Source organism: Pelomonas margarita, assembly GCF_043555875.1.
GTDB lineage: Bacteria > Pseudomonadota > Gammaproteobacteria > Burkholderiales > Burkholderiaceae_C > Pelomonas > Pelomonas margarita.
This window is the reverse complement of record NZ_JBIGHW010000002.1, coordinates 369,828-395,889: the sequence shown is the minus strand read 5'-3', so window position 1 is coordinate 395,889 and position 26,062 is coordinate 369,828. Positions and strand designations below refer to the sequence as shown.

Below are 26,062 nucleotides of genomic sequence, written 5' to 3'. Positions count from 1 at the left end.
CGAGCGCGCGGCTCAGCGCGCGGGCGAGCGGCGGCACCCGTCGTCGTGGATGAGCTCGCCGTCTTCCTTCGTGAACGGCGGCAGCGGCCCCACCGGCAGCAGAGCCAGCACCGCCTCGGACGGCCGGCACAGCGCCGTGCCCAGCGGCGTGACGACGATGGGCCGGTTCAGCAGCACCGGGTGGCGCTCGATCGCATCCAGCAGCGTGTCGTCGCCCAGCGCCGGGTCGCCCAGGCCCAGCTCCGTGAATACGGCCTCCTTCTCCCGCAGCAGCATGCGCAGCGGCTGACCGGTGGCAACGGCGAGCGCGCGGATCTCCTCGCGGTCGGGCGGCGTCTTGAGGTACTCGACGACGCTGGGTTCGAGGCCGGCGTGGCGGATCAACGCGAGCACGTTGCGCGAGGTGCCGCAGCGCGGGTTGTGGAAGAGGGTGATGTCGGTCATGGCCGGAAGGCGCCCAGGGCGCGGTGAGCCAGCCCGGCCAGCGCCGCGCCGGCCAGCTGCGCAGCGACGAAGCCGGGCACGCTGGCCGGCGCGATGCCGGCGAAGCTGTCGCTGAACATGCGGCCGAAGGCCGCGGCGGGGTTGGCGAACGAGGTGGACGCCGTGAACCAGTAGGCCGCACCGATGTAGGCCGCCACCATCGACGAGGCCCGGCCGGCCGGCGCGCGCAGGATGACCAGCAGCAGCCCGAACGTGGCCACCGCCTCGGCCGCCCATTGCCCAGTGCCGGTGCGCAGCTTGGCGGAGAACTGCAGCAGCGGCAGCTCGAACATCGCATGCGCCAGCCAGGCGCCCAGCACCGCGCCTGCCAGCTGCACCAGCACATAGGGCAGCAGCGCGGCGCGCGGCAACTCGCCGCGCCAGGCCATCACGGCGCTGACGGCCGGGTTGAAGTGGGCGCCACTGACCGGCCCAAACACCTCGATCAGCACATACAGCGCCCCCACCGTGGCGGCCGTGTTGGCCAGCAGCGCCAGTGCGACGTTGCCGCCCGACAGGCGCTCGGCCATCACGCCCGACCCGATCACCGTCGCCAGCAGCAGGGCCGTGCCCAGCGCCTCGGCTAGCAGCCGGCGGCTCAGCGGCGCGCTCATCAGCGCGCGGCGATCTCGGCCGCCGCGTGCTGCAACTGGGCGCGGTTCATGCTGCCCAGCGGCAGTTGCAACAGCTGCAGCATGCGGTAGCCGATGGCCTGGCGCGTCAGCTCGAAGGCGCGGCGCTTGCCCTCGTCGCCACTGGCGGCATTGGACGGGTCGGGGTAGCCCCAGTGCACCTTGGCCGGCTGGCCACCGGCCTCGCCATGACCGCCGAAGAACACCGGGCAGCTCTCGGCAGCCGCGCTGTCGCAGACCGTGATCACCAGCGCCAGCGCGGGCGAGCTGGGCGAGGTGAACTCGTCCCAGCTTTTACTGCGGTAGCCGCTGACGTCGATGCCGGCGTTGCGCAGCGCCTCCAGCGCGAAGGGGTTGACGCGCCCGCTGGGCGCGCTGCCGGCGCTATGGGCCACGACGTCCTTGCCGAGCCGACGCGCCCAGTGGTTGAGCATGCCCTCGCTGAGCACGCTGCGGGCGGAGTTGTGGGTGCAGAGGATGAGAACGTGGGCGGTCATGGATCAGCAGCAGCTGGTGTTGGACTTGACGGCGATGCCCACCGGCTTGCCGCGCGACGGCGTGGGGCAGCAGGCCGACGCGGCCTGCGGTGCGGCCGCCTGGCTGGCACTGAAGGTGGGGATGTCGGACAGCGTCTGGAACTGCTCCCAGGCGATGCCCTGCGGGTCGGTCACCCAGTGCTTGTCGCTGGCAGCGTAGCAGCAGGTGGTGGCGCCATCGTCCAGCAGCGCGGCATCAGCCACGCGGGCGCGGGCCTTCAGCTCGGCCAGCTCCTCGGGCGTGTCCGCCTGGATGCCGAGGTGGTCCACGCCGGGCTTGCCGCCGCGCGAGGAGATCGCGAAATTGATGCGCGGGTCGTCCAGCATCCACTTGGCGTAGTCGGCCTCCAGCCGCGTGGGCGCCGCGCCAAACAGCTTCTCGTAGAAGGCCACGCTGGCCTGCAGGTCCTCGACATGGGCATGCACATGGAAACGCTTCATCACAAGCTCCTTCAGCAACAAGATGGTGTCGGGTTGGCGGGCACGGCGCAGCCCGTGCCCTGGCAGCAGTTTTCGGTCAGGTAGCCGAGCACGGCATTCATGCGGCCGTAGGCGGCGCGGTAGATCAGGTGGCGGCTGGCGCGCTCCTGCGTGACGAGGCCGGCGTTCACCAGCTCCTTCAGGTGAAAGGACAGCGTGTTGGCCGGCATGCCCAGGCCTTCCGCCATGGTGCCGGGCGTGAGGCCGGCGTCGCCCGTGACCACCAGTGCACGGAACACCTTCAGCCGCACCGGCTGGGCCAGCGCGGCCAGCGCTTTGATCACATCTTGTTCATCCATATTTCCAGAATACTCGAATCATTGAGATGAAACAAGTGAAAGTGCAGGCGGCGACCAAGGGCTGATGGCCCTTCGACACGGAAGCAACCGGTTACGCCGCACGGACATCACACGGCCACGCGCTTGTGTTCCACTCGGCTCAAGCTTGACGATGCCAAGCATTTGCGGAGATCTCGATGATCCTGACTGCCCCGGCCACCACGCGGCGCGACATGCTGCGCGACCGATTGCTCGCCACCGTGGATCTGCTCAAGCAGCGACGCGCCGCCGAGATCGCCGAGGGCTTCATCGATGACTACGTGGAACTGCACTGGATGGAGTGGCGCGGCGGCTCGCTGGCGCTGACGACCACCGGCGAGAACCTGTGCAAGCACCTGCGGGCGCTGCTGAACCAGAGCGACAAGCGCTTCTCACGCTGACGACGCCGGCCGCGCAGCGTCCCGGCGGCGCGGGCTGTGTTCCACTTCCGGCGTGAATTCCGAAGTCCCTGCCTCCAAGCCGCCCAAACCGGCCAAGCCGCCCGCGCCGGCGTTTCCGCTGCCCCAACCCCGCCACGCGTCGCGACTGCCAGCCAGCCTGACGCCCGAAGACTGGGCCCGCATCCGCCAGGCCGCCCATGCGCTGCCGCAGGTGCTGACACCCGGCGACCTGGACGACGGCAGCGAAGACGCACTGGACCGCCTGGGCGCCATCCAGATCTCCAAGGCCGCCGGCGGCGCACGGCCCAGCCGCTGGATCATCCCGGCCCACATCCCTGTCGCGCTGGCGCAGCTGGACGCCACGCCACTGGTCAACACGCTGCGCCCGCAGCTGCAGCAACGCCTGCACCAGCTCGAGAGCCTGGGCCTGCGCCGCGAGGGCCTCATCTTCACGCGGCTGTGTATCCACCCGATCACGCTGGCGCACGAAGGCTGGCGCATCGACCTGTCGCACCGCGTGCCGGTGCCCGAGGCCCCGGTGTGGGCCTTCTTCTGCGACGGCGACACCGCCGCGCTGCGCCACGGCCTGGGCCAGGCGCCCGCGTACTCGTTCCAGGCCGAGCTGGCGCTGCACCTGAACCACCTCGTCGCCCGCAGCGAGGCGATGGGCGACAACGCCCAGCTTGCATCGCTGCTGCCGCGCCTGCAGGCCGAGTGCGGCGTGCCCATGCCGTTCGACGAGCTCAAGGCCGCGCTCACCCGCGCGCAGGACCGCTGGGAGCAGACGGTCGAGGAGCAGAGCACGCTCGCCAGCCTGGGCCGCGAGCTGGCCTTCCAGGGCTACCCGGACAGCTTCGACGCCGCGCGCAAGCTGGGCCGCAAGGTCACGCTGTACCTGGGCCCGCCCAACAGCGGCAAGACCTACTCGGCCTTCGAGCGGCTGGCACAGGCGCTGGACGGCGCCTATCTCGCGCCGCTGCGGCTGCTGGCGCTCGAAGGCCGCGACCGGCTCGTGGGCCGCGGCGTGCCCTGCTCGCTGCTGACCGGCGAGGAGAACGTGCCGGCGGCCAACGCCCGCGTGGTGAGCAGCACCATCGAGATGGTCAACACGCGCGACGTCATCGACGTGGCCGTCATCGACGAAGCGCAGATGATCTTCGACGACTCGCGCGGCTGGGCCTGGACGCAGGCCATCGTCGGCGTGCCGGCGCGCGAGGTCATCATCATCGCGTCGGCCTACGCGGCGCCCGCCATCGAGCGGCTGTTGCTGCTGTGCGGCGAGAAAGTGGAGCGCCGCGTGTTCGAGCGCAAGCAGCAGGTGCAGCTGATGCCCGCACCGGTGCCCATGACGCACCTGCAGGCCGGCGACGCCGTGGTGGCCTTCAGCCGCCGCGACGTTCTGATGCTGCGCGACCAGATCTCGCAGAACGGCCATGCCGTCAGCGTCATCTACGGCGCGCTGCCACCCGAGGTGCGCCGCCGCGAAGCCGAGCGCTTCGCGGTGGGCGCCAGCGACATCCTCGTCGCCACCGACGCCATCGGCATGGGTCTGAACCTGCCCATCCGCCGCGTGCTGTTCTCCACGCTGACCAAGTTCGACGGCGTGGGCGACCGGGAGCTGAGCGTCAGCGAGGTGCACCAGATCGCCGGCCGCGCGGGCCGCTACGGCATGCACGACGAAGGCTTCGTCAGCGTGCTGAAGGAGGCTGAAGCCGAGGCGATGAAAATCCTGCGCCAGCAGCTGCCCAAGGAGCCGCGCGCGCCGCGCGACTTCAAGTGCCCGGTGGCCCCCAACTGGCGCCATGTGCAGACCATCTCGCAGCGCATGGGCGTGAACAAGCTCTACGCGGTGCTGAGCATCTTCATGCAGCAGCTGCGCCTGGACGACGCCCACTTCGCCGTGGCCGAGCTGGAGCAGATGCTGGAGCTGGCCGACATGCTGGACCGCAACGCCATCGCGCTGCCGCTGAACGAACGCTTCAAGTACGCCCAGGCGCCGGTGGACGCGCGCCTGCCCATGCTGCTGGATCAGTTCCAGAGCTGGGCGACCAACCACGCCCGCACCGGCAAGGCCGGCGAGCCGCACTTCCTGGACGAGTTCGACCAGCACGGACGCCTGGACCGCATGGAGCAGGCGCTGCGCATCTGCACGCTGTGGCTGTGGCTGGACCTGCGCTTCCCGGGCGTGTACGGCCACCTGGAAGCGGTGGTGGATCTGCGCGGCCGGCTCAATGATGGCATCGAGCGGCAGCTGAAGGGCAAGCGGCCGTTGTGGCAGCGGAGGGGGCGTTAGGTCCGCAGCCACGGGTAGGGCGGGTCGCGACCCGCCGACATCGGGCGGCGTACTACGATGACTGCCCACCTCCCCCGGAGCCTCCCCATGATCGGCTACACCACCCTCGGTACCAACGACCTGCCACGCGCAGCCGCCTTCTATGACGAGCTGTTCGCCCTCATCGGCATCAAGCGGATCATGGATTTCGGACGGGGCTATGCCTGGGGTACCGGCATGGACAAGCCGGGCTTCGGTGTGATGCTGCCCTTCGACGGCAAGCCCGCCAGCGTGGGCAACGGCGTGATGGTTGCGCTGGTCGTGGACAGCCAGGAAAAGGTCCAGGCCCTGCATGCCAAGGCGCTGGCGCTGGGCGGCACCGACGAGGGCGCGCCAGGCCCACGCGACGAGGGCTTCTACGCGGCCTACTTCCGCGACCTGGACGGCAACAAGCTCAACGCCTTCTGCATGGGCTGACTTCGGCGCGTGGTTCGGTGCACGGCGAACAAACGGCGGGTCACGACCCGCCCTACGGCCTCACGATGCCCAGCGCGATCAGATCCCGCGCCGATGCGAGGATGGCCTCCTGCGGCGCGCGGGGCACCCAGCCCAGCAGCTCGCGCGCATGGCTCGCATCCTGGTGCCGCGCCGTGCCCAGTTCGCTCGCCGCGTTGCGCACCAGCGGGCTGACGGTGGCCATCAGCCGCACGCTCCAGTCGGGCAGCTGCAGCCGGGGCACGCGGCGCGCGCCATCGCCCAGTTCGTCGCGCAGCATGGCGGCGATGTCGCGCAGCCAGGTGAAACCGGCACAGGCGATGAAGCGTTCGCCCGCCATGGCGGGCGCGGTGAGCGCGCGCCAGTGCAGCTCGGCCACGTCGCGCACGTCGACGATGCCGAAGCCGATGCGCGGCATGGCCGGGATGCGGCCCTGCAGCAGGCTCTGCACGATGACGACGCTGGCCGAGTAGTCGGCACTGGCCACGGGGCCCAGCACGACGGACGGGTTGACGGTGCAGAACTCCAGGCCCCCGCCCTCGCGCGCCACCCAGTCGCGCGCGGCGCGCTCGGACACGGTCTTGGACTGCACGTAGGGCGGCACGCCGGGCGCGGCCAGATTCGTCCAGTCGCGCTCGGTGAAGTGGTGGTCGCCCGGGCCGTGGCCGTAGGCGATGGCGGCAACGGACGACGTCATCACCACCCGCTGCACGCCGGCATCGCGCGCAGCCTGCAGCGCGCGCAGCGCGCCGTCGCGCGCCGGAGCTATGAGCTCGTTGGCATCTCGCGGCACGCCGGTGGGCAGCGGAGACGCGACATGCGCCACATGCGTGCAGCCGGCCGCGGCTTCGGGCCAGCCGGCGTCGGCCATCAGGTCGGCGGCGAAGCAGCGCAGCTGGTCTTTCTTGACGCCCCGGCTGGCGCCGAGCAACTGGCGCAGCGCCGGCTCGCGAGCGAGGTCGCGCACGGTGGTGTGCACCGCCCAGCCCTCGGCCAGCAGCTGGCGGATCAGCACGCCGGCGATGTAGCCGGTGCCACCGGTGACGAGGATGCGGGACGGGCGGCTCATGCAGGCTCCAGAGTGCAGCGGCAATTCTCGGCGACAGGGCCAGCAGGCGCCGAAACGCCCGCCCGCCGGCCCATCGCGGTAATACGCCACATGGAACCACAACCCCGGGTTGACGCCTGCTCCACGATCCGAACGGCATCGCTACAGTCGCGCGCCGGTGGAGGTGAAACATGCGCTTACGCGAGCTTCTTTTTCCTGGCATGTGGGCCGTTCGGCGCCTGCGGTTCAGTACCAAGCTAACGCTTCTGTTCATCATCGTGGCGGTGCCGCTGCTGATCAGCGCATTGCTGCTGGTTTCGCGCTCGCTGGACGATTTGCACCTGACGGATGCTGAACTGCACGGCGTCCAGCGCCTTGAGCGCATCTACGAACTCACCCGGCACGTGCAGGCCCACCGCGGCCTGACCAACATGGTGCTGCTGGGTGATGCGGGCAAGGCTGCCCGCCGCGACGCCACGCGCGTTGAGCTGGGCAAGGCACTGCAAGCGCTTGACGAGGTGCTGAAGGCTGCCGGCATGGACGCCGCACCGTCCTGGCCTGCACTGCACGACGAGCTTCGAACGCTCTATTCAAAGCTGGAAGGCAGCTCCCCGGACCAGGCACTCGCCTTGCACACCGGGCTGATTGAGTCGCTAGGCCGTGCCACCTACGAGATCGCCGAGACCTCCAGCCTGCTCTACGACCCCGACCCGCTGACCTATTTGCTGATGGACATGTCGGTGCAGCGCCTGCCGGCCTGGCGCGACCAATTGGGTCGCCTGCGCGGCAAGGGTGCTGCGCTGCTGAATTCGCCGGTGCTGGACGAGGCCGACAAGGCCGTGGTGAACAGCTGGGTCGAGGAACTGGCGGCAACCACCCGAGGTGTGGCGCACGCCCACGAACTGGTGGCCAGCAAGGGCTTCGTACCGGCGGGCTTCGAGAAGGCCCAGGCCGCCGTGAGGCAACTGCTGGATGACAGCCGTGCCCGGTTTCAGGGTGGCAAGAAGCCAGGCACGGCCGACGAGTACTTCTCTTCGGCCGCCGGGTCGCTGGAGGCCGTGGCGGCCTACCAGAGTGCAGTGAACGACGGCATGCGCGGCTCCCTGCAACGGCGCCATGACGACCAGGTGCGCCGAGCCTGGCTGATGGGCACCTGCGCAACGGCGGTCATGCTGGCATTCGCATACCTGATGTTCTGCTTCCAGGTCAGCTTCCTGGCCGACCTGCGCCAGGTGCTGGGATTCATGGAACAGACCGCTCAGGGCAATCTGCGGCACGTGGTGCGCATCCGCGGCAAGGACGAGCTGTCCGACATGTCCAGTGCGATGGCCGTGATGGTCAACAACATCTCGTTCATGGTGGCCGCCGTGCGCAGCAATGCGGCACTGCTGTCGGGCTCAGGCGACGTGCTGGTGCAGGGCAACCACGCGCTGTCGGAGCGCACCGAGCAGCAGGCGGCCAACCTGGAGCAGACCTCCGCCAGCGTGCAGGAGCTGGCGGCCACCGTGCAGGGCAACGCGCAGGCGGCACAGGCGTCCGACGCGTCCGCCCAGACCGTGAGCCAGACGGCCGAGCAGGGCGCGGCCGGCATGAAGGCCGCCGTCGATGCCATCGAGGCGATTGCGGCCAGCGCGCGGCGCATGGACGAGATCGTCGGCGTCATCGACTCGCTGGCCTTCCAGACCAACATCCTCGCGCTGAACGCCGCCGTCGAAGCGGCGCGCGCGGGCGAGGCCGGGCGCGGCTTCGCCGTCGTGGCCACCGAGGTGCGCACGCTGGCGCAGCGCTCGGCCGCCTCGGCCAAGGAAATCCGCCAGCTGATCACGGCCTCTTCCGAGCAGGTGGATGCGGGCGTGGGCTTGATCCGCGGCGCCGGCCAGCGCATCGAGGCGATCGCCGACGGCGTGCGCTCGGTGGCCCAGCACATGTCGATGATCTCGGCGTCCAGCGCCGAGCAGAGCGCCAGCCTTACCGAGATCACGTCGGCCATCCGCCAGCTGGACTCGCTGACCCAGCGCAACGGCGCGATGGTGGAGCAGGCCGTGGCCCAGGCCACGGACCTGCAGGAGCGCGCCAAAGTGCTGACGAGTTCCGTGTCCGCCTTCAAGCTGCCCCAAGGCACGGCCGACGAGGCCCGCGAACTGGTGGACCGCGCGCTGGCCATGCGCCGCGAGGCCGGCAGCCGCGACTCGCTGCTGCGGCGCCTCAACGCGACCGACAGCGGCCTGTTCGACCGCGACATGTACGTCTTCGCGCTGGACGGCCAGGGCCGCTACCTGGGCTTTGCCGGCAACCCGGCGCGGGTGGGCCAGCGCGTGCAGGACGTGATGAAGGGCGGCGCCGGCGAGCGGCTGGTGCAGGCCATCATCGAGCAGGCCGATAGCGGGCCGGGCTGGGTGCAGTACACCATCGCCCACCCGCAGACCGGCGAGCCGCAGGAGAAGATGTCCTACGTCGTCAAGGTGGACGACCTGTACGTGGGCTGCGGCGTCTACAAGGGCGCGATGCGGGCGCTGTGAGGCGGCGGCCGGCAGGCCGTCCCTACACTGCGCCGCATGATCACCGTCCACCACCTGAACAACTCCCGCTCGCAGCGCGTGCTGTGGCTGCTCGAAGAGCTGGGCCTGCCCTATGAGGTCAAGCGCTACGAGCGCGACGCCAGGACCTCGCTGGCGCCGCCCGAACTCAAGGCAGTGCACCCGCTGGGCAAGAGCCCGGTCATCACCGACGGCGCGCTGACCGTGGCCGAGAGCGGCGCCATCCTGGAGTACCTGGTAGACCGACACGGCGGTGGCCGCCTTCGGCCCGAGGGTGAGCAGGACGCGCTGCACTACCGCTACTTCATGCACTTCGCCGAAGGCACAGCGATGCCGCCGCTGGTCATGAAGCTGGTGTTCAACAAGATCAAGCGCAGCCCCATGCCCTTCTTCGTGAAGCCCATCGCCAAGGGCATTGCGGACAAGGTGCTGGCCAGCTTCGTGCAGCCCAACATCGACGCGCAGCTGAAATTCCTGGAAGCGGAACTGACCGCGCGCCCCTGGTTCGCCGGCGCCGAGTTCAGCGCGGCCGACGTGCAGATGAGCTTCCCGCTGGAGGCGGCGGCCGCGCGCGGCGGCTCGCTCGGTGCGTTCCCGAAGATCCAGGCCTTCCTCGCCCGCATCCATGCCCGCCCGGCCTACCAGCGCGCACTGGAGCGCGGCGGCCCCTACGACCTGCTGAGCTGAGCCGGGAGCGACCGCCACGACCGCGCCTTCCTGGGCCACCCGGCCTGGACGCGCTGCGCGCGGGCATCGAGATGCGTCACCGGCCCGCGCTCGCCGCAGCGGCTGGCGTCGGCCGTGTTCGGTCTGTACGCGCCGGTGTCGTTCAATTGCCACGTTAGTGTTCGTGTTCCTTCGGTTCGTCATCGCGCAGGATCGTGTGCAAAGTCACGAAGGTGTGCGCGTTGAACCGCTGTGCATGCCGATTCCCATGAAGCCGTGCGATGAGAGCTGATCAGGGCTGTTGCGACGCAACATAAGTCGTACTAGTCTTTGCTCGCGCAGTCACTGCGCGGGGGGAGACACGACATGAAGACCTGGATCGAACGACTGGGCGTGGGCCGCAAGCTGGCCGCCGTGGCCTGCGTGAGTGCATTGATGGGCCTGGTGCCCTCGGTGCTGTACGTGCAGGAGGCGCTGCGGGCACAGCAGCAGATCAGCAATGAAGTCGACGCGCTGCCGGCCGTCACACTGGGCCTGAAGCTCGCCCGGCTGACCGCCCAGCACCGCGGGCTGGCCAACAGCCAGCTCAATGGCGACGCGGCCGCCGAGGCCAAGCGCGGCGCGGTATGGCAGGAGTTGCAGGCATTGAAGGCACCCAGCCTGGCCGCCACCGATGCCGCACTGAATCCCGCGCTGCTGCGCGAGTTGCAGGACTACTGGCGCGGCCAGGAGCAGCTGGCCACCGAGGTGGGCAGCCGAGGCATCGCGGCGCCGGACAGCTTTCGCCGGCACACCGAGCTGATCGACGCCCGGCTGGCCTGGCTGTACGAGGCCGCTGTGGTGTCGAAGATGGTGCTGCACCCGTTCGCCAACGGCTACTTCCTGCAGGACGCCGCGTTACAGCACCTGCCGCGCAGCGCCGAGCTGCTGGGCCGGCTGCGGGGCGCCGGCATGGGCATGCTGGCCAAGGGCGAGCTGACATCGGCAGACAAACAGCGCCTGGTGGTGGCGCTGGAGCGGGCACAGGCCGACCAGGCCAATGCCTTGCGGGCGCTGCGCCACGTGGCGCTGCAAGGCCCTGAGCAGCAGAAGCTCACGACGCTGACCGAACAGCTGAACGGCCGCCTGAACGACGCGCACCAGATGGCACTGAAGGGCCTGATCGAGCCGGAGTCGCCGCAGGTCAAGGCGGCGGACTGGTGGGCCGCCACCACGGCCGCCATCGATGCGCAGTACGCGCTGGGAGACGCCGCCATGGCTGCGCTGGAGCAGGACCTGATCGCCACGCTGGCCTACGACCGCCGCATCGTCATCGGCAGCTCGGCCTTCTTTCTGTTGCTGGCCCTGGTGGGCGGCTGGCTGCTGTGGGTCATCGCGCACCAGACCTCGCGGTCCATGGGCCGGGCGCTGGGCATCGCCCAGGCCGTGGCCGACGGCAACCTGGCCCACGCGGGCGACGTGGACCGCCGCTCCCGGGACGAAGGCGAGCGCCTCACCGCCGCGCTGCTGGACATGGCGGCCAAGCTGGGCGAGGTGGTGGGCACCGTGCGCAGCCGCGCCGACGAGGTGGCCACCGCCAGCCAGCAGATCGCCTCGGGTAGCGCCGACCTGTCCGCGCGCACCGAGACGCAGGCCGCCGCGCTGGAGCAGACCACCGCCTCGGTGGACACCGTGCGCCACGGGCTGGAGCAGGGCGCCCAGCAGTCTGGCCACGCCGCCGAGCTGGCCACCGAGGTGCGCCAGCTGGCCGAGTCCGGCGGCGGCCTGGTGGCCACGCTGGCCGTCACGCTGCGCGACATCCAGACCAGCTCGCAACGCATCGCCGACATCATCGGCACCATCGACGGCATCGCCTTCCAGACCAACATCCTGGCGCTGAACGCCGCCGTCGAGGCCGCCCGCGCAGGCGAGCACGGCCGTGGCTTCGCGGTGGTGGCCAGCGAGGTGCGCGCCCTGGCGCAACGCGCCGGCGCGTCGGCCAAGGAGATCCGCACGCTGATCGGCGCCAGCGTGGAGCGCGTCGGCGCCGGCCATGCGCAGGGCGAGGAAGCAGCCGCGCTGATGCAGCGCGTGGTGGAGGCCGTCACGCGCGTGACCGGCGTCATCGGCGAGCTCAGCACGCTGTCGCGCGACCAGCACCTCAGCATGGACGAGGTGGGCGTGGCCATCCACCAGATGGACGACACCACGCAGCAGAACGCCGCGCTGGTGGAGGAGAGCGCCGCCGCGGCCGAGAGCCTGAAGCGCCAGGCCGAGGCGCTGCGCGAGGCCATGGCGGGCTTCCGCACCGCCGGCTGAACCGGCGCGGCCTGCGGGTCAGGCGGGCTGGGCGTCGCGCTGCGCGCTCATCACCACCTGCAAACGCGTCTCGCGCCGCCAGCCAGCCAAGCTGGTGGGTGCCTCGCGCGGCGCCAGGCCCTGGCTGTCGATGGCGCCCACATAGCCGTCGCGGCCCTGCGCCTTGGCGGCGTACAGCGCGGAGTCGGCCAGGCCCAGACAGGCGCGCCAGTCCCACAGCCGCGGCTGGCGCGGGTCCAGCGGGAAGGCACAGAAGCCGATGGACACGCTGACATGGACGGTCTCGCCGGGACCGATGTCGAAGGGCCGCTCACGCACCGCCGCGCACACTCGCGCGGCCAGTTCGGCGGCATCGCGGCGCTCGGTCTCGCGGGCCAGTACCAGGATCTCCTCGCCACCCCAGCGCACCAACGAGTCGGTCTCGCGGAACACCTGGCGCAGGCGCTGCGCGAGCTGCACCAGCACCGCGTCCCCCGCCGCATGGCCATGCTCGTCGTTGATGCGCTTGAAGTGGTCCAGGTCCAGCAGCATCAGCAGCAGGTCGGCCCCAGCCCCGGGGCCATCGCCGTCGGGGGTCTCGAAACGACGCAGGCATAGTGCCAGGTCATCGTCCAGGCGCAGCTCCAGGTAGCGGCGGTTGCGCAGACCGGTCAGCGTGTCGGTGAGGCTGAGCTCGCGCAGCTCGGCCGTGCGCTCGGACACCAGGGCCTGCAGCTCGGCCTCGTGCTGGCGCAGCTGGCGGGTGCGCCAACCGGTCCAGGCCCAGATGCCGGCCAGCAGGGCCAGCAGCGCACCGGCATGGGCTGCGCCGGTTTCCCACCAGGCGGGCTGCAGCTCGATGGGCAGTTGCAGCGGCTCGCCATCCCACAGTGCATGGTGGGCGGTGGCGCGCACCTGCAGCGTGTAGCGGCCGGGCTTCAGCGGCCCGAAGCTGGGGTGGCGGCCGGCGGCGTCCACGCGCGTCCATTCGTCGTCCAGGCCCTGCAGGCGGTACTCGTAGCGCAGCCGTGACGGGTCCGCATAGTCCAGCGCCGCGAACTCGACAGACAGCATGCGCCGACCCGGTGGCAGCGTCAGCATGCCCTGGCCCTGAGGCCAGGGCTGGCCGTTCACGCGCAGGCCGCTGACGATCAGCGGCGGGCTCTTGTGCACCGGCTGCCAGGCCTCGGGCTGCACACGCAGCAGGCCCCGGCTGCCACCGAACAGCAGGCCGCCGCCGGGCAGCTCGGCGCTGGCGAACAGCCAGAAGCTGCCGAAATGCCCCCCTTCAGCACCGCCGAACGCGTCCAGCCGGTCGGTCTGCGGGTCATAGACATGCTGCTGGCTCCAGAGGCGGCCACGCGCATCCTCATGCAGATGGCCGCCGAACAGCCCGTCCACGCCCAAACGCTCGCTGATGGACTCGAAACGTGCACGGCCCTGGTCATCCCAGCCCTTGAGGCGGTGCAGGCCGGCCACGGTGGTGTCGGCATACAACCGGCCGTCGCGGGTCCACAGCAGGGCCATGACGGCGGGGCTGCCAAGCGCCTCGCCTGGCGCCTGCGGCACGGGTGCGAGCACACCGCCACCGGCTCCCTGTTCACGCAGCAGGCCGGCCTGGCCGCCCACCCACAGGCGCCCGTCCGGCGCCTCGCGCAGCACGTAGATGCCGCCATGCAGCGGCACGTCGCCCTGCAGGTGCACGCGTTCCAGCGCCGCCGCCTGCGGTCCGGCCAGGCGATACAGGCCTTCCTGCATGCCCAGCCACACGCTGCCGTCGGCGCGCAGCAGCAGCTGCTGGGCACGGCCGCCGTCCAGCAGCCAGTCGCGCAGCAGGCGGCCATCGGCGGCGCGGTGCTCCAGCCGGCCGGCGGCGGCCATCCACAGGCTGGCATCGGGTGCCTCGGCAAGGTGTTCGACCACGGTGTGCCGCTCGCGCGGCCAGGTGCCCAGCGTGACCAGATCGCGGCCCGGGCGGCCATCCAGCCGCACGACGCGCCCGGTCTGCGTGGGGGCCAGCACCTCGCCGTTTCGCAGCGTCAGCAGCGCGCGCACATCGGCTTCGGCCAGCGGGCCGCGACCGTCGGCATCGGGGCCGCGCACGGCCAGCGCCGGGTGGTGCAGGTGGCGCTGCACGCCCAGCCCGTAGCCGCTCACCCACATGGCGCCGCTGGCGTCGCGCAGCACGCCGCTGATGTCGTTGCCCGCCAGGCCCATGGTGCGGCGCGGGTCCTGGCGCAGCCGCGTCCGCACGGCGCCGCTGGCCATGTCCACCCAGAACAGGCCGTTCTTGCTGCCCACCCAGAGCTGGCCGTCGCGGCCCTCGGCCAGCGCCTGCACCGGCAAGCCCAGCGACTGCACCCAGCGCACGCGCCCCTGCTCGACGACGCCCAGCTGCCCGCCCTGCGTGCCCAGCCAGAGCCGGCCGCTGCCGTCCTCGGCCAGCGCCAGCACCGTGGCACCGGCGGGCAGACCGGGCAGTGGCACGTCCTCCCAGCGCTCGCCGACGCGCCGTGCCAGGCCGCGCCAGTGGCCGGCCCAGACGCCGCCGTCCCGGGCCGCAAGCAGCGCAAGCACACGGCTTTCGGCCTCTCCACGCCAGGTCAGCACCTGCGACTCGACACGGCCGCTGCGCGGCTCGTAGCGGTACAGGCCCCGGCCCACGGTGCCCACCCAGACGGCGCCGGCGCCGTCCTCGGCCACGGCACGGATGGGGGCCTGGGGTGCGCCCGGTGCATGGCGCTGCACGCGGTCCAGCGCCGGGTCGTAGGCCACCAGGCCCAGGAACTCCGTGCCTATCCACATGCGGCCGTCGGCTGCCGGCGCCATCGCCCGCACCCAGCCCAGGCCGCGCCGGGCGCCCGTCTCGGGCGGCAGCTCGATGGGGCGCAGCCGGTAGCCGTCATAGCGCGCCAGGCCCTTGGTGGTGGCGATCCACAGCAGCCCCGCACGGTCCTGCGCGATGGCGGGCACCGAATCCTGCGGCACCGGGACGCTACGGAACTGCACCTCCAGCGGGCCAGCGCCGGCATCAGCCCGGGCCGCACTCAGCGCCAAGGCGGCCAGCAGCGCGGCAACACTACGAACTAGGGGGTGCATGGGAGCACATCCTAAGGTAGGCACCGGCAACAGCGACCCGGCGCTCGACGTGTCCACCTGGGCCGGTCGCGGGGGTAAAGCCCCGGAATCCGTGACGGATGCCGGCAAATCATTGATGGTGCCCGCAGTGGGCGGGTGTTAGGCTGCCCGGCCTAGACGCAGGGGATGGAGAGATGTTTCACGAGTTGCAGGAGTTGCTGGGCGCGTACCTGATGCCGGTGCTGATCGCGATACCGCTGGCCGTCATCGTGCTCATCGCCGCCTTCAAGCGTGACGACTACCGGCCGCCGCGCGAGTACACGCCGCCGCCGCGCCCACCCGAGGGCCAGCGCACCCGCGCGGCCCAGCCGCCGGTGGTGTTGCCGCCACTGCCCGGCGCGCCCGGTGCCCCCACGATGGCCAGCGCCTTCGTCATGGCGCCGTCGCCCATGCAGCCGCCCGCAGCCCCCGCGCCGGTGGTGCCCGAGGGCCCGCCGACGGTGCTGATCGCCGACGACTCCGCCGTGGTGCGCACCAAGCTCAAGCGGCTGCTGGAAGGCGCCGGCTTCACGGTCGTGCAGGTCAACGACGGCAATGAGGCGCTGGCCGAGCTCGACGCCAAGCCCGCCATCGCCGTGCTGATCACCGACCTGGAAATGCCCAACAAGGACGGCTTCGAGCTGATCGCCGACGTGCACGGAAGCCTGGCCACGGAAGACCTGCCCGTCATCGCCATCACCGGCCACGACGAGCTGCATGGCCGCGTGGGCCAGATCGAGGGCGTCTACGGCATCTTCAAGAAGCCCTGGAACGACCGCGAACTGCTCAAGCGCGTGGAGTCGCTGGTGCACCTGCGCAGCGCCGCCAGCCGACGCGGCCGTCGCGTGACGGACGTGCGGCCACCTGCGGCGTGACCATCACGCCCCCCGCGGCAACGCTCTCGGGCTGAACACGGCGGCAGCGGCCGCCAGCGCACAGGCCATCACCAGCACCGGCAGCACCTGGCGTGTGACGGGGTCGAACAGCAGGCCTGCCAGCCCCAGCGCGGCGCTGCTGACCAGCGCATCGCTGAGCTGCAGTGACGAGGTGTTGGCACCTTGGCTCTGCGGCGGCGACAGCTTCAGCAGCAGCACCGACAGCATCGGGAACGACAGGCCGATGCCCAGGCCCACGCCTGCCCAGCCCAGCAGTGCCAGCCACGCCGGCAGCACCGCAACAAGCACAGGCGCCATGACGACGGCCAGCCCCAGCGCCGCGAGCGCAAAGCCCGACGGCAGCAGCCGGCGGCGCGCGGCGTCGCCCTGCACACGCGCCTGGATGGCGCTGCCGATGCTCCAGGTGACGGCGCCAGTGCTCAGCGCGATGCCGGCCTGCGTCAGGCTCCAGCCGAAGTGCTGGGTCAGCAGCAGCGGCAGGAAGGCCTCGGCGCTAGCGAACGCGGCGGCGATGAAGCCGCGGAGCAACACGACGCTGGGCAGGCCGCGCGCCGCCGTCAGCGTGCCGGCAGGCAACAGCTGACGCGCCGCGAGCCACGCCGCCAGGGTGCCGACCGCGAAAAGCAGGCCAGCGCCGACGCCCTCGCGCTGGCTGGCCCCATGCAGCAGCAGGGCGCCGCCGCTGGCCAACGCCGCCCAGCGCAACCCGCCCCAGTGCAGCGTTGCACCGGTGCCGCCACCGCCGCGCCGCAGCGATGGCAGCATCAGCGCCGCCGCCACCGGCACGGCCGCCGCGACCGCCAGGAACACCCAGCGCCAGCCCAGCCAGTGCACCAGACCGGACGCCAGCGCCGGGCCCACCAGGCCAGGCAGCACCCAGGCGCCGGCAAACATCGCGAACAGCTTGGGATGCAGCGGCGCCGGCACGACCTGGCCCACGCCCACGTACAGCGCCACGCCCAGCACGCCCGTGCCCAGACCCTGCAGCGCGCGGCCCAGCACCAGCGCGGTCATGGACGGCGCCAGCCCCGCCAGCAGCAGGCCGGCCAGAAAAGCCGCCAGCCCCAGCAGCGATGCACGGTAGGCGCCGCGCTTGTCGCACAGCTGGCCGGCGATCGTCATGCCGATGACCGAGGTGGCCAGCGTGGCGCCGAAGGCCAGCGCATACAGCGACAGGCCGCCCAGCGCCTCCGCCACCGCGGGCATGGCGGTGGCCACGGCAATGGACTCGAAGGCCAACATGGAAATCAGCGCGACGGCGCCTACGCAGGCCGCGCGGCGGCCGGGGGCGAAGAGCCTGTCGTCAGGGGTGGCGGTGGCGGGTGTCACGGGGTCTGCGAGGTTCATGGGCTGAAGCCTAAAAGTTCAAGTTGGCTTCAAGTCAAGCAAGGCGATGAGCCCCAAGGGACAATCGGGGTATGTCAGTTTCGGTCCTTCACTGTGCGTCCGCCGGCTTCGAGTCGGCCTGCCGCATTCCTGCGCTGCCGGCCTCGCACCGCAGCCACGGCCTGCACGGCCACAGCTATTTCGCCACGGTGCGCAGCGCGCTGCCCGCCGGCTGGGCGGCCTTCCCGGGCGGCGAGGTGGAGGGCCTGCGCGCACGCATGGCCGACACCGTCGCGCCGCTGGACCATGCGCTGCTGAACGACCACCTCGGTGAGCCCACCGACGAAAACCTGGCCCGCTGGGTGCGCAGCTGCCTGACACCGGACGTGCCCGGCATCGTGCAGGTGGGCGTGCAGAGCACCACGCACAGCGGCGTGGACCTGGACGGCGCCGGACATGCTCATGTGTGGCGGCGCTACCGCTTCCAGGCGGCGCACCAGCTGCCCAACGTGCCGGCCGGCCACCAGTGCGGCCGCATGCACGGCCATGGCTTCGAGGTCATCCTGCACGCGAATGCCGACCTCGGCGAGCGTGACCTGGCCATCGACTATGACCACCTGGACGAGGTCTGGGCGCCGCTGCACTTCGAGCTGAACTACCGCTGCCTGAACGACATCCCCGGCCTGCAGAACCCAACCAGCGAGAACATCTCGGCGTGGCTGTGGGCGCGGCTCAAGCCCCAGTTGCCGGAACTGAGCTGGGTGACCGTCTACGAGACCGGCTCCAGCGGCGCCAACTTCAACGGCCAGAACTACCGCATCTGGAAGGAGATGACGCTGGACAGCGCCGTTCGCCTGCGCCAAGCGCCCGGCGGCCACCCGCTGGCCGGCACGCACGGCCATACCTTCACCCTGCGCCTGCACCTGGCCGCACCGCTGGACCAGGTGATGGGCTGGACGGTGGACTTCGGCGATGTGAAGGCGCTGTTCAACCCGATCTTCAAGCGGCTGGACCACCACCCGCTGTTCGAGATTGCCAACTTGCCGGACGGCGACGCCGCCAGCATCGCGACCTGGGTGTTGAACGAGGGCGGCTCGGTGCTGCCGCAGATCGACCGCGTGGACCTGTACGAGACGCGCGGCTCCGGCGCCATCGTCAGCCGCGCCGACTCGGAAGAATTGATTCCTGTATGACGTATTCAGTCAAAGAGCTGTTCTACACGCTGCAGGGCGAGGGCGCCCAGGCCGGCCGCGCGGCGGTGTTCTGCCGCTTCACCGGCTGCAACCTGTGGACCGGCCGCGAGCAGGACCGCGCCACCGCCATCTGCACCTTCTGCGACACCGACTTCGTCGGCACGGACGGCGAGGGCGGTGGCAAGTTCGTCACCGCCGACGACCTGGCCGATGCGATCGCCAAGGCCTGGCCTGACGGCGAAGGCGGCCAGCGCTACGTGGTGTGCACCGGCGGCGAACCGCTGCTGCAGCTGGACATGCCGCTGATCGACGCCTTGCACGCCAGCGGCTTCGAGATCGCCGTGGAGACCAACGGCACGCAGCCGGCGCCGCCGGGGCTGGACTGGATCTGCGTCAGCCCCAAGGCCGACGCGCCGCTGGTGCTGACGTCAGGCCACGAGCTGAAGCTGGTCTATCCGCAGCCGCTGGCAATGCCGGAGCGCTTTGCCCATCTGGCCTTCGAGAACTTCTTCCTGCAGCCCATGGACTCGGTGCTGCAGCGCGAGCACACCAAGGCCGCCGTGGCCTACTGCATGGCCCACCCGCAGTGGCGGCTGTCGGTGCAGATGCACAAGGTGGTGGGGATCGCCTGAGAGCGCGCTCGCCAGGCGGCCCGCCACGATCAGGCCGAGGCCGCCGCCCAGGCACAGCCCGAGCAGGCTGTTCAGCAAGGCCCCGATGCCGCGTCGCCGATCGCAGGCTCGGGAACGCCGCTCAGGGACCACCAGAACCCGGCCACGGCGCCAGCCAGCGTGATCGACGTCCACGCACCGACATAGAGAATGCCCCTGAACATGGAGCGCGCGATGGTTTGCATGCCGGCAGCTGAGGTTGTCGATGCGGTCGAGCGAACCGCTCAGTTCTGGATGTAGCGCTCGAACACGCCGCCGAAATCCTTGCGGCTGAGCTTGTCCAGCACGACGCTGTTCACGGTGTTGAGCAGCGACAGGTAATGGCGGCTGACTTGTTCCTCCGTGACCTCCTGGCCCAGCTTGAACATCTGGCCGGTGACGCCCAGGCATTGCATCGCGTGGGCACGCGCCTGTTCGTCGCGCTCCTGCAGCTTGCCGATGCTGTGCAGCGCCTTGTAGAGATCCTTGAGCTGCTCGATGAAGTTCTTGCGCACGTCGATGCTGAACGGCGCGCCGTCACCGATGTGGAACTTGATCTCGACGTCCATGTCGATGGTGCCGGCCGTCTCCAGCGTCACGTGGCTGATGCGGTGGCTCAGCCAGTCGTAGCGCTTGATGACGCGCTTGGATGACACGGCGGATTCGCCGTCCACATGCACCAGCGCGAGGTTGGTGAAGCAGTACTCGTCCTTCTTGGACTTGATGAGAAAGTAGATCTTCTCGCCGTCCTCGCTGAACAGGTAGTCGTCGGCATCGACCTTGTTGAAGTCGGCCGCGGGCACGATGACGCCGATGTCGCTGAGGCCCAGCGCCTCGGAAGCCAGTCTCTTGAACATTGCTTGCTCCTGGTGGTTTGGCGGCGCGAGTGTGCCTGCGGCGGGCGGCGGCAACCGGGCCGCCCGACGGGAATATCAACCCCATGAAAAAGGAGCCCGCAGGCTCCTTGTGGTGGTGTGCCGCTGGCGGCTCAGAAGCGGTAGCCGACGCCGAACTTGATGGACACCGGGTCCAGCGAGGTCTCGATGGTCTGGCCGGTGGACAGTGAGCCCGTCGTCTTGATCATGGTCTTGGTGACCGAGACGCTGGCCGACCAGTCGCGGCTGATGTTGTAGGCCGCGCCCAGTTCCACGGTGGCTCCCAGGCGGCGCTTCATCGTGAGCGTCGTCGGCGTGTTGACCGTGCCGCCGGTGATGCCGGACAGCGTGGCCGTGGCACGCGGCTTGAAGAAGTAGGCATAGGTGGGGCCGGCACCGATGAAGGGGCGGACCGTGCTGTTGGCATCACCGAAGCGGTACTGGGCCAGCAGCGTCATGGGCAGGGACTTCACGCTGCCGATCTTGCCGACACCGTCGATGGCGCCGGCACCGACGATGTCATGCTCGAAGGGCAGCGCGATGGGCAGCTCGATGCTGAGCTTGTCGGTCCAGTAGTAGGTGATGCCGCCGACGAAGGAGCTGGCCTTCTTGACGTCAATCTTGGTGCCGGGAAGGCTGGGCGCGGTCAGGTCGCCGCTGTCGACCTGCGGGCTGATCTGGGCGGCGCCGGCGCTGATGACGAAGCTGCCGGCCGACTGGGCCCAGGCGCTGCCGGTGAGCAGCAACGCGGCGGTCGCACCGAGGAGGAACTTGGTGGTCATGGGATATCTCCGTGAACGGGTGCGTGCGGCTTACAGCCAGCCCTTGGTGGTGATGGACTTGGCGATGAGCTGCTGGATCAGCTGGTGGGCGTATGGCGTCGGGTGGAAGCCGTCCGAGAAGCCGTAGGTCTTCCACCAGTCGGCACCAGTCACCCCGGCCGGCGGCGCGGCATTCAGCGCCGTGGCCGTGCAGGTGGGGAAGCTGTAGGTGGGCAGGCCGTCGCTGCCGACGCCGGTGCGCGGGCAAGCGGTGTCCTTGGCGTTGGTCAGGCCAAACTGGGCGGGCGTGGTCACCTGGTCCTGCAGGCCCTTGTAGAAGTCGATCAGCGCGACGCGCTCGTCGCTGCCGACCTTGGTGGCCAACTGGGTGTTGTAGGCCGAGATCCATGCGCGGAACGTGGCCTGCGCCTGCGTGCGGGCCGCAGCTCCGGTGGTGCCGCCGCCGCTGGCCAGCGCGATACCGTCCAGCACGGCCTGGAAGCGCGGCGTCAGCGTGATGTCCGGCAGGTTCATCAGCACCACGTGGGTGGCGCCCTTGTCCAGCACGCTGGCCTTGATGGACGCGTAGAACTTGTCGGCCAGCGCCGCCATGTAAGTGCCGCCGATCTGCGCCGTAGTGGTAGCGCCGCCCCCCAGCGCGGTACCGATCTGCGTGGGCGTCAGCAGCGTGCCCAGCAGCGCCGAGAAGGCCGCGGCGCTGTCACGCGGGATGTTGAGGTAGGCGCCGACGAGGTCGGCCGCATCGTTGCCACCGCCGTCGATGATGACCAGGTCGCTCGCCGTGTAGCTGCCCATGGCGGCATAGGTCGCCATTTGCACGCCCACGTTCAGCGGGTTGGCAGCGCTGGCACCGGCGCCGGTGTAGGTGATGCGGCCGCCGCCGATGGAGAAGTTGGTGCAACCCGTCTTGGCCGTGTTGGCGGCAAAGGTGGTGCCGGTGAACACGTAGAAGTTGCACAGGCCCAGACCGTAGTTGGCCGCGATGCGCTCCGGGTAGATCAGGTTGTCCGCCGTCTGCACGGTGAACTTGTAGCCGAAGGTGCCGCTGTCCTGCAGGCTGTCACCGAAGACCTTCACCGAAGTGATCTTGACCTGGGGCGTCGTGTCGGCCGTGGCGCCGCCGCCGCAACCAGCCACCAGCACGCTGCCAAGCAGGGCTGCCGACGCTGCGGCAAGCCGGGTGAGGAAGTATTTCATCGTTGTCTCCTGGGCGGCACCGCACTGACGACGCCTACGAATTCGGGGAGGGCAACTCTAGCCGCTGACTTTTAGAACGGTCGTTCGTTTTTCCCCTTGGTCGCGTAAAGAAGGGCGGCTGAAAGCTAGAGAGCGCTGCCTAGAACGCATGGGGCAAGTCTGTGGATGACGGCCGAACAACTTCATAGATATCCACAGGCTGAGGCCACGCCGCCAAGTTGTTCCCAATTGAGGGACAAGTCATCCGGGGCCTGGCGCACAGGCTTGTTGTGAAGCCAAGTGATTGCTGCAAAAGAGGTTTTTCCTCTTATCCACAGCGCAGGCCGCCCTCTACCACCACGACTACCTTTAATTCTTCAATACAGTCTTGAATACAGAGGACATCTTTTTCATGAACATTCCTGCCCTTCAGGCCCGCCTACGGCGCTTTGCCGCCGACCGCGACTGGCAGCCATACCAGACGCCCAAGAACCTCGCGATGGCCATGACGGTGGAGGCCGCCGAGCTGCTGGAGATCTTTCAGTGGCTCACGCCAGAACAGTCGCTCGCGCTCGACGACGAGCAGCACCGCCACCTGGGCGAGGAACTGTCCGACGTGCTGCTGTACCTGCTGCAGATTGCCGACCACACAGGCGTCGACCTCGAGGCGGCGGTGGAGCGCAAGCTCGCGATGAACGCCGTCAAGCACCCGCCATTGAAGAGGTCTTGATGGAGACCATCGCCGTCGTCGACTTCGAGACCACCGGGCTCGGGCCCACCAGCGGCGGCCGCGCCACCGAGGTTGCGGCCGTGCTCGTGCGCCAGGGCGAGGTGGTGGACAGCTGGAGCAGCCTGATGAACAGCGGCACCTGGGTGCCACCGCACATCCAGGCCCTGACGGGCATTAGCAACGAGATGCTGGCCAGCGCGCCACCGTCCGCCGACGTGATGGCCGAATTGGCCCGTTTCACGGCGGGCTGCCCGCTGGTGGCGCACAACGCTGCCTTCGACCGAGGCTTCTGGCAGGCCGAGATGCAGCGCGCCGACATTGCGCCCGACCCAGCGCATGAGTTCGCGTGCACCGTGCTGCTGTCGCGACGGCTGTGGCCCGAGGCCGGTAGCCATTCGCTGGGGGCGCTGGTGCGGTTTCATGCGCTGAGCTTCAGCGGCCGCGCCCACCGGGCGATGGCCGATGCGCGGGTAACGGCGGAGCTGCTGCTGAAGGTGCACCGCGAGGTCGCCACGCGCTTCGCGCTCGACCTGGGCGGCATGGCCGTGGACCATGCGCTGCTGGCCACGCTGCAGCGCACACCACTCAAAAGCCTGCGCCGCGGCCTCGTGGACCATGTGAAAACACGGGCACCACGTCGCACGGGCTGAACACAGGAAAAATTTCTGTCAAGAGCCCGCTTGCACGGCTTGGACAAGGACAATCCCGCGCTTTCGTGCCCAGCGTATTGCTCAAGAAGAATTCCATGTCCGTGATCCAGGTTCGCCCCGCCACCCTGCGCGATGCCAAGGCCATCGCCGAGATTCACGTCGCAGCCAGTCAGGATGCCTACAAGGCCCTGCTGCCCGCGGCCGCGCTGGATGCGATGTCGGTGCAGAAGCGCCAGGCCTTCTGGCGTGAAGCCATCGACCTGTGCGAGCCGCAGGTCATCGTGGCCCATCTGGACAACAAGATCATGGGCTTCGCAGGCTTCGACCGTTCGCGCGACAAGGGCACGCCGGCCACCACCGGCGAGGTCTGGGCGCTGTTCGCCGACCCGGTGCACTGGGACAAGGGCGTAGGCCTGGCGCTGTGGGATGCCACGCGCGACGGCCTGCAGGAAGAAGGCTGCACCAAGGCCACGCTGTGGTGCTACCTGCGCAACGAGCGCGCGCTGCGTTTCTTCGAGCTGGCCGGCTTCAAGCGCGAGCTGGGCAGCGCCCGCACGACGGAAGTGGGCGGCTCGCGCGTCGAAGAGATCCGCTTGTTCCGCTCGCTGGTCTGACGCCCTGGCCGGCCAGGCCATGAAAGAAGCGCCCCTCGGGGCGCTTTGTCATTGCAGAAGCGGTTGCTGATCAGCCGCGACGACGGCGCGCGATGAAGCCGACGGCCAGCAGGCCGGAGAGCATCAGGGCGTAGGTTTGCGGTTCGGGTACGGCGCTGACGGCCGACACCGTGGCCATGTCGAAGCGCCACGTTCCCGTTCCGGCGTAGCTGGTGCTGCTTGCCGCATAGGCGTTGGAGCCAGGTGCAAAAGACGCGACGACGCGAACACCGAAGTTGGCGTTGTTGGACGCGCCAGCGATGCCGCTGAGGTCGACGCTGCGGTTGTTGAACCAGGTGTCGCCGGCGGCACCGGTGAACAGGGCGATGTCGTTGAACGTGCTGCCGTCCAGCGTGTATTGCACGCGCTCATGGCGGGCTGACGTGTTGCTGTGGCGCAAGTCGTAGCTGAAGCTGATGCCCTGGAAGCCGACTGTGCTGACCTTGAAGAAGACGCCGGCGGTCTCATTGCCAGTGCCTTGGGCCTTGTAACCCGTGGTCTGCAGACCGGTGTCATCGATGGACACAGGGTCCGATGAGCCGCCGTTGGCAGCGCCGCTGCCGAAACCACCGGTGACCCCGCCAATCAGACTGAGCGAGCCCGTCCCGATGCTGGCCAGTTGGCTGCCGGTGCTGGTGCTGCTGTCAGCGGGCACAGAATTGAAGTTCCACTGGGTGATAACCACGGCGTGCGATGGCAGGGCTGCCGCAGCCAGGGCGAGGGTCAGCAAAGTCTTGGTCATGAGTATGGGAAGTTGGTGGACGGAGCGGTGGCACTCTGTCCGGCGCAAATGACCATGCCGTGACGTCAGCGCTGATACCCCCCCGTTTCCAGGGCCCAGCCCTCAGTCGCATCGTCATGCCGCTGCACATGCACCGGGCTCAGCTTGCGGGCTGCGGCGCGTTCCACCAATGCCTCGGCCTGTTCGGGATGCAGCTGCAGCGCAAGGCGCGTCCAGCGCTTCATGACTAGCGGCTGGGCCCAGGCGTCTTCCAGCGCCCAGCGGATCTCATGCGGCGACTGCAGCTCGGCAGCGGCCAGCACGCGCGGGGCCAGCGCGAGCAGGAAGCGGTTGAAGTCGGTGCGCAGGGCCTCCGTGGGCAGCAGGGCCTCCAGCCGTGCCAGGCAGGCGCTCCAGCCCGGCGTGGCGAGCTGGCGCGTGACCAGCGCCTGCAGCGCCTGGATGGGGTTGAACAGCCGCATGCGGTTGGGCGGCAGCACGCGCAGCGGGATCTGTGCGGCCTCTTCGTGGCTCAGTGGCGTCACGAAGCTGCTCAGCACGGCCAGGCGCTGCCACTGGGCTTCATCCAGGCCGCCGATGCGGGTGATGGGGCCGGCCGCGCAGCTGCTGGCCATGTCCAGCAGGGCCTGGCGGTTGCGGCTGCCCTTGGCGCGGTTGGCGCGTTGGCTCATGACGGCGAGGTTGCCGGCCGCATAGCCGGCGTCGTCGCGCACGCGGTCGATGCTGCGGTTGTCGTCGCCCAGCAGCTCACGGGTGATAGGGCAGTGCGTGGTGTCCAGCTGCGCCAGGTGATGTGGCGTGAGCTGGATGTCCTCGAAGCTGCGGCCGCGGGCCCAGGCGTGGGTGCGCAGCGCCAGCCACAGCTCGACCTGCGGGCTGGCCGGCGTGCGCACGGGGCGGCTGCGGGCCGACATCCAGCCGCGCTGCAGTGGCGATTGCGGGTAGAGGTGGGCGATGGGTGGCGTGAGCCCATGCAGTGCGTAGTCGCGGCCCAGCGCGAGGCCCACGCGTTCGTGCGCGCTGACCTGCGCGGGCGTGTCGTCCATGTCCAGCGCGAACTGGGCCAGGGCGGGGTGGGTGTGGATCTGGGCGGTGGTGACGGCTTGCATGGCGGCTCCTGAGGTTGAG

26 protein-coding genes are annotated in these 26,062 nt (G+C 69.8%); 12 read left to right on the top strand and 14 right to left on the bottom strand.

Annotated elements, in window-relative coordinates:
• Positions 1 to 12: 12 nt before the first annotated feature.
• The 5 genes from arsC to ACG0Z3_RS05370 are packed head-to-tail and all read right to left on the bottom strand — an operon-like array spanning position 13 to position 2,430.
• Complete coding sequence (gene arsC, locus ACG0Z3_RS05390) at positions 13 to 444, bottom strand: arsenate reductase (glutaredoxin) (protein ID WP_394396012.1); 432 nt, start codon at positions 442 to 444, stop codon at positions 13 to 15.
• Complete coding sequence (locus tag ACG0Z3_RS05385; protein ID WP_394396011.1) at positions 441 to 1,097, bottom strand: aquaporin; 657 nt, start codon at positions 1,095 to 1,097, stop codon at positions 441 to 443. Before ACG0Z3_RS05385 ends, arsC begins: the two co-directional genes overlap by 4 nt.
• Positions 1,097 to 1,612, bottom strand: coding sequence for an arsenate reductase ArsC (locus tag ACG0Z3_RS05380; protein WP_394396010.1), 516 nt, complete (start codon positions 1,610 to 1,612; stop codon positions 1,097 to 1,099). Before ACG0Z3_RS05380 ends, ACG0Z3_RS05385 begins: the two co-directional genes overlap by 1 nt.
• 3 nt (positions 1,613 to 1,615) lie before the next feature.
• A complete protein-coding gene (locus ACG0Z3_RS05375) occupies positions 1,616 to 2,092 on the bottom strand; it encodes an ArsI/CadI family heavy metal resistance metalloenzyme (protein ID WP_394396009.1) in 477 nt (158 codons plus the stop codon).
• 11 nt (positions 2,093 to 2,103) lie between these two features.
• Positions 2,104 to 2,430, bottom strand: a complete 327-nt coding sequence (locus ACG0Z3_RS05370; protein ID WP_394396008.1) for an ArsR/SmtB family transcription factor — start codon at positions 2,428 to 2,430, stop codon at positions 2,104 to 2,106.
• Between the two features lie 176 nt (positions 2,431 to 2,606).
• Between ACG0Z3_RS05370 and ACG0Z3_RS05365 the strand changes: the two genes are divergently transcribed.
• The 3 genes from ACG0Z3_RS05365 to ACG0Z3_RS05355 all read left to right on the top strand — a co-directional run bounded on the left by ACG0Z3_RS05365 (position 2,607) and on the right by ACG0Z3_RS05355 (position 5,598).
• The gene (locus tag ACG0Z3_RS05365; RefSeq protein ID WP_394396007.1) at positions 2,607 to 2,849 is read left to right on the top strand and encodes a hypothetical protein; all 243 of its coding nucleotides are present in this window, start codon (positions 2,607 to 2,609) and stop codon (positions 2,847 to 2,849) included.
• 52 nt (positions 2,850 to 2,901) lie between these two features.
• Positions 2,902 to 5,142 carry a helicase-related protein gene (locus tag ACG0Z3_RS05360; protein WP_394396005.1) on the top strand — a complete coding sequence of 747 codons (2,241 nt, stop codon included), beginning with the start codon at positions 2,902 to 2,904 and terminating at the stop codon, positions 5,140 to 5,142.
• 87 nt (positions 5,143 to 5,229) lie between these two features.
• Positions 5,230 to 5,598 (top strand): VOC family protein, encoded by a 369-nt coding sequence (locus ACG0Z3_RS05355; RefSeq protein ID WP_394396003.1) that lies wholly within the window; start codon positions 5,230 to 5,232, stop codon positions 5,596 to 5,598.
• Positions 5,599 to 5,650: 52 nt separating this feature from the next.
• Here the strand turns inward: ACG0Z3_RS05355 and ACG0Z3_RS05350 are convergent, their stop codons facing one another.
• The gene (locus ACG0Z3_RS05350; RefSeq protein WP_394396001.1) at positions 5,651 to 6,685 is read right to left on the bottom strand and encodes an NAD-dependent epimerase/dehydratase family protein; all 1,035 of its coding nucleotides are present in this window, start codon (positions 6,683 to 6,685) and stop codon (positions 5,651 to 5,653) included.
• A gap of 257 nt (positions 6,686 to 6,942) precedes the next feature.
• Here ACG0Z3_RS05350 and ACG0Z3_RS05345 point away from each other — a divergent pair, with 257 nt between their 5' ends.
• The 3 genes from ACG0Z3_RS05345 (at position 6,943) to ACG0Z3_RS05335 (ending at position 12,165) form a co-directional block, all read left to right on the top strand.
• Complete coding sequence (locus tag ACG0Z3_RS05345) at positions 6,943 to 9,183, top strand: methyl-accepting chemotaxis protein (RefSeq protein ID WP_394396000.1); 2,241 nt, start codon at positions 6,943 to 6,945, stop codon at positions 9,181 to 9,183.
• Positions 9,184 to 9,219: 36 nt separating this feature from the next.
• Positions 9,220 to 9,888 carry a glutathione S-transferase family protein gene (locus ACG0Z3_RS05340; RefSeq protein ID WP_394395999.1) on the top strand — a complete coding sequence of 223 codons (669 nt, stop codon included), beginning with the start codon at positions 9,220 to 9,222 and terminating at the stop codon, positions 9,886 to 9,888.
• 345 nt (positions 9,889 to 10,233) lie between these two features.
• Complete coding sequence (locus ACG0Z3_RS05335; RefSeq protein ID WP_394395997.1) at positions 10,234 to 12,165, top strand: methyl-accepting chemotaxis protein; 1,932 nt, start codon at positions 10,234 to 10,236, stop codon at positions 12,163 to 12,165.
• Between the two features lie 18 nt (positions 12,166 to 12,183).
• On the opposite strand, the gene ACG0Z3_RS05330 is transcribed toward ACG0Z3_RS05335, so the two are convergent.
• Positions 12,184 to 15,243 (bottom strand): ligand-binding sensor domain-containing diguanylate cyclase, encoded by a 3,060-nt coding sequence (locus tag ACG0Z3_RS05330; RefSeq protein ID WP_394395995.1) that lies wholly within the window; start codon positions 15,241 to 15,243, stop codon positions 12,184 to 12,186.
• Positions 15,244 to 15,416: 173 nt separating this feature from the next.
• Between ACG0Z3_RS05330 and ACG0Z3_RS05325 the strand changes: the two genes are divergently transcribed.
• Positions 15,417 to 16,136 (top strand): response regulator, encoded by a 720-nt coding sequence (locus tag ACG0Z3_RS05325; RefSeq protein ID WP_394395992.1) that lies wholly within the window; start codon positions 15,417 to 15,419, stop codon positions 16,134 to 16,136.
• A 3-nt stretch (positions 16,137 to 16,139) separates the two neighbouring features.
• On the opposite strand, the gene ACG0Z3_RS05320 is transcribed toward ACG0Z3_RS05325, so the two are convergent.
• Positions 16,140 to 17,504: an MFS transporter gene (locus ACG0Z3_RS05320; RefSeq protein ID WP_394395991.1), complete on the bottom strand. Its 1,365-nt coding sequence runs from the start codon at positions 17,502 to 17,504 to the stop codon at positions 16,140 to 16,142.
• Positions 17,505 to 17,575: 71 nt separating this feature from the next.
• Between ACG0Z3_RS05320 and ACG0Z3_RS05315 the strand changes: the two genes are divergently transcribed.
• Together ACG0Z3_RS05315 and queE are read left to right on the top strand one after the other, a co-directional pair.
• Positions 17,576 to 18,676, top strand: a complete 1,101-nt coding sequence (locus ACG0Z3_RS05315; protein ID WP_394395989.1) for a 6-carboxytetrahydropterin synthase — start codon at positions 17,576 to 17,578, stop codon at positions 18,674 to 18,676.
• Positions 18,673 to 19,308: a 7-carboxy-7-deazaguanine synthase gene (queE, locus tag ACG0Z3_RS05310; protein WP_394395987.1), complete on the top strand. Its 636-nt coding sequence runs from the start codon at positions 18,673 to 18,675 to the stop codon at positions 19,306 to 19,308. Before ACG0Z3_RS05315 ends, queE begins: the two co-directional genes overlap by 4 nt.
• Before the next feature lie 71 nt (positions 19,309 to 19,379).
• On the opposite strand, the gene ACG0Z3_RS05305 is transcribed toward queE, so the two are convergent.
• The 4 genes from ACG0Z3_RS05305 to ACG0Z3_RS05290 form a co-directional block, all read right to left on the bottom strand.
• The gene (locus ACG0Z3_RS05305; protein ID WP_394395985.1) at positions 19,380 to 19,532 is read right to left on the bottom strand and encodes a hypothetical protein; all 153 of its coding nucleotides are present in this window, start codon (positions 19,530 to 19,532) and stop codon (positions 19,380 to 19,382) included.
• 39 nt (positions 19,533 to 19,571) lie between these two features.
• Positions 19,572 to 20,183, bottom strand: a complete 612-nt coding sequence (locus ACG0Z3_RS05300; RefSeq protein ID WP_394395983.1) for a PH domain-containing protein — start codon at positions 20,181 to 20,183, stop codon at positions 19,572 to 19,574.
• A 131-nt stretch (positions 20,184 to 20,314) separates the two neighbouring features.
• Complete coding sequence (locus tag ACG0Z3_RS05295) at positions 20,315 to 20,983, bottom strand: OmpW/AlkL family protein (RefSeq protein WP_268167595.1); 669 nt, start codon at positions 20,981 to 20,983, stop codon at positions 20,315 to 20,317.
• 30 nt (positions 20,984 to 21,013) lie between these two features.
• Positions 21,014 to 22,180, bottom strand: a complete 1,167-nt coding sequence (locus ACG0Z3_RS05290; protein ID WP_394395980.1) for an SGNH/GDSL hydrolase family protein — start codon at positions 22,178 to 22,180, stop codon at positions 21,014 to 21,016.
• 391 nt (positions 22,181 to 22,571) lie between these two features.
• Here ACG0Z3_RS05290 and ACG0Z3_RS05285 point away from each other — a divergent pair, with 391 nt between their 5' ends.
• From ACG0Z3_RS05285 to ACG0Z3_RS05275, 3 genes are all read left to right on the top strand, one after another.
• Positions 22,572 to 22,889, top strand: coding sequence for a nucleotide pyrophosphohydrolase (locus ACG0Z3_RS05285; protein WP_394395977.1), 318 nt, complete (start codon positions 22,572 to 22,574; stop codon positions 22,887 to 22,889).
• Complete coding sequence (locus tag ACG0Z3_RS05280) at positions 22,889 to 23,539, top strand: 3'-5' exonuclease (protein WP_394395975.1); 651 nt, start codon at positions 22,889 to 22,891, stop codon at positions 23,537 to 23,539. The genes ACG0Z3_RS05285 and ACG0Z3_RS05280 overlap by 1 nt, the downstream gene beginning before the upstream one ends.
• A gap of 95 nt (positions 23,540 to 23,634) precedes the next feature.
• Positions 23,635 to 24,153, top strand: a complete 519-nt coding sequence (locus tag ACG0Z3_RS05275) for a GNAT family N-acetyltransferase (protein WP_394395973.1) — start codon at positions 23,635 to 23,637, stop codon at positions 24,151 to 24,153.
• Between the two features lie 70 nt (positions 24,154 to 24,223).
• On the opposite strand, the gene ACG0Z3_RS05270 is transcribed toward ACG0Z3_RS05275, so the two are convergent.
• Positions 24,224 to 24,934: a PEP-CTERM sorting domain-containing protein gene (locus tag ACG0Z3_RS05270; protein ID WP_394395970.1), complete on the bottom strand. Its 711-nt coding sequence runs from the start codon at positions 24,932 to 24,934 to the stop codon at positions 24,224 to 24,226.
• A gap of 65 nt (positions 24,935 to 24,999) precedes the next feature.
• Positions 25,000 to 26,043 (bottom strand): hypothetical protein, encoded by a 1,044-nt coding sequence (locus ACG0Z3_RS05265; RefSeq protein WP_394395967.1) that lies wholly within the window; start codon positions 26,041 to 26,043, stop codon positions 25,000 to 25,002.
• Positions 26,044 to 26,062 lie beyond the last annotated feature (19 nt).

Excerpts from the sequence above, each read along its gene's own strand:
- ACG0Z3_RS05380 (WP_394396010.1), bottom strand. The coding sequence starts at position 1,612 with ATGACCGCCCACGTTCTCATCCTCTGCACCCACAACTCCGCCCGCAGC.
- arsC (WP_394396012.1), bottom strand. The coding sequence starts at position 444 with ATGACCGACATCACCCTCTTCCACAACCCGCGCTGCGGCACCTCGCGC.
- ACG0Z3_RS05300 (WP_394395983.1), bottom strand. The coding sequence starts at position 20,183 with ATGTTCAAGAGACTGGCTTCCGAGGCGCTGGGCCTCAGCGACATCGGC.
- ACG0Z3_RS05295 (WP_268167595.1), bottom strand. The coding sequence starts at position 20,983 with ATGACCACCAAGTTCCTCCTCGGTGCGACCGCCGCGTTGCTGCTCACC.
- ACG0Z3_RS05270 (WP_394395970.1), bottom strand. The coding sequence starts at position 24,934 with ATGACCAAGACTTTGCTGACCCTCGCCCTGGCTGCGGCAGCCCTGCCA.
- ACG0Z3_RS05275 (WP_394395973.1), top strand. The coding sequence starts at position 23,635 with ATGTCCGTGATCCAGGTTCGCCCCGCCACCCTGCGCGATGCCAAGGCC.
- ACG0Z3_RS05315 (WP_394395989.1), top strand. The coding sequence starts at position 17,576 with ATGTCAGTTTCGGTCCTTCACTGTGCGTCCGCCGGCTTCGAGTCGGCC.
- ACG0Z3_RS05290 (WP_394395980.1), bottom strand. The coding sequence starts at position 22,180 with ATGAAATACTTCCTCACCCGGCTTGCCGCAGCGTCGGCAGCCCTGCTT.
- ACG0Z3_RS05370 (WP_394396008.1), bottom strand. The coding sequence starts at position 2,430 with ATGGATGAACAAGATGTGATCAAAGCGCTGGCCGCGCTGGCCCAGCCG.
- ACG0Z3_RS05330 (WP_394395995.1), bottom strand. The coding sequence starts at position 15,243 with ATGCACCCCCTAGTTCGTAGTGTTGCCGCGCTGCTGGCCGCCTTGGCG.
- ACG0Z3_RS05335 (WP_394395997.1), top strand. The coding sequence starts at position 10,234 with ATGAAGACCTGGATCGAACGACTGGGCGTGGGCCGCAAGCTGGCCGCC.
- ACG0Z3_RS05350 (WP_394396001.1), bottom strand. The coding sequence starts at position 6,685 with ATGAGCCGCCCGTCCCGCATCCTCGTCACCGGTGGCACCGGCTACATC.
- queE (WP_394395987.1), top strand. The coding sequence starts at position 18,673 with ATGACGTATTCAGTCAAAGAGCTGTTCTACACGCTGCAGGGCGAGGGC.
- ACG0Z3_RS05325 (WP_394395992.1), top strand. The coding sequence starts at position 15,417 with ATGTTTCACGAGTTGCAGGAGTTGCTGGGCGCGTACCTGATGCCGGTG.
- ACG0Z3_RS05280 (WP_394395975.1), top strand. The coding sequence starts at position 22,889 with ATGGAGACCATCGCCGTCGTCGACTTCGAGACCACCGGGCTCGGGCCC.
- ACG0Z3_RS05375 (WP_394396009.1), bottom strand. The coding sequence starts at position 2,092 with ATGAAGCGTTTCCATGTGCATGCCCATGTCGAGGACCTGCAGGCCAGC.
- ACG0Z3_RS05285 (WP_394395977.1), top strand. The coding sequence starts at position 22,572 with ATGAACATTCCTGCCCTTCAGGCCCGCCTACGGCGCTTTGCCGCCGAC.
- ACG0Z3_RS05355 (WP_394396003.1), top strand. The coding sequence starts at position 5,230 with ATGATCGGCTACACCACCCTCGGTACCAACGACCTGCCACGCGCAGCC.
- ACG0Z3_RS05305 (WP_394395985.1), bottom strand. The coding sequence starts at position 19,532 with ATGCAAACCATCGCGCGCTCCATGTTCAGGGGCATTCTCTATGTCGGT.
- ACG0Z3_RS05320 (WP_394395991.1), bottom strand. The coding sequence starts at position 17,504 with ATGAACCTCGCAGACCCCGTGACACCCGCCACCGCCACCCCTGACGAC.
- ACG0Z3_RS05265 (WP_394395967.1), bottom strand. The coding sequence starts at position 26,043 with ATGCAAGCCGTCACCACCGCCCAGATCCACACCCACCCCGCCCTGGCC.
- ACG0Z3_RS05340 (WP_394395999.1), top strand. The coding sequence starts at position 9,220 with ATGATCACCGTCCACCACCTGAACAACTCCCGCTCGCAGCGCGTGCTG.
- ACG0Z3_RS05365 (WP_394396007.1), top strand. The coding sequence starts at position 2,607 with ATGATCCTGACTGCCCCGGCCACCACGCGGCGCGACATGCTGCGCGAC.
- ACG0Z3_RS05385 (WP_394396011.1), bottom strand. The coding sequence starts at position 1,097 with ATGAGCGCGCCGCTGAGCCGCCGGCTGCTAGCCGAGGCGCTGGGCACG.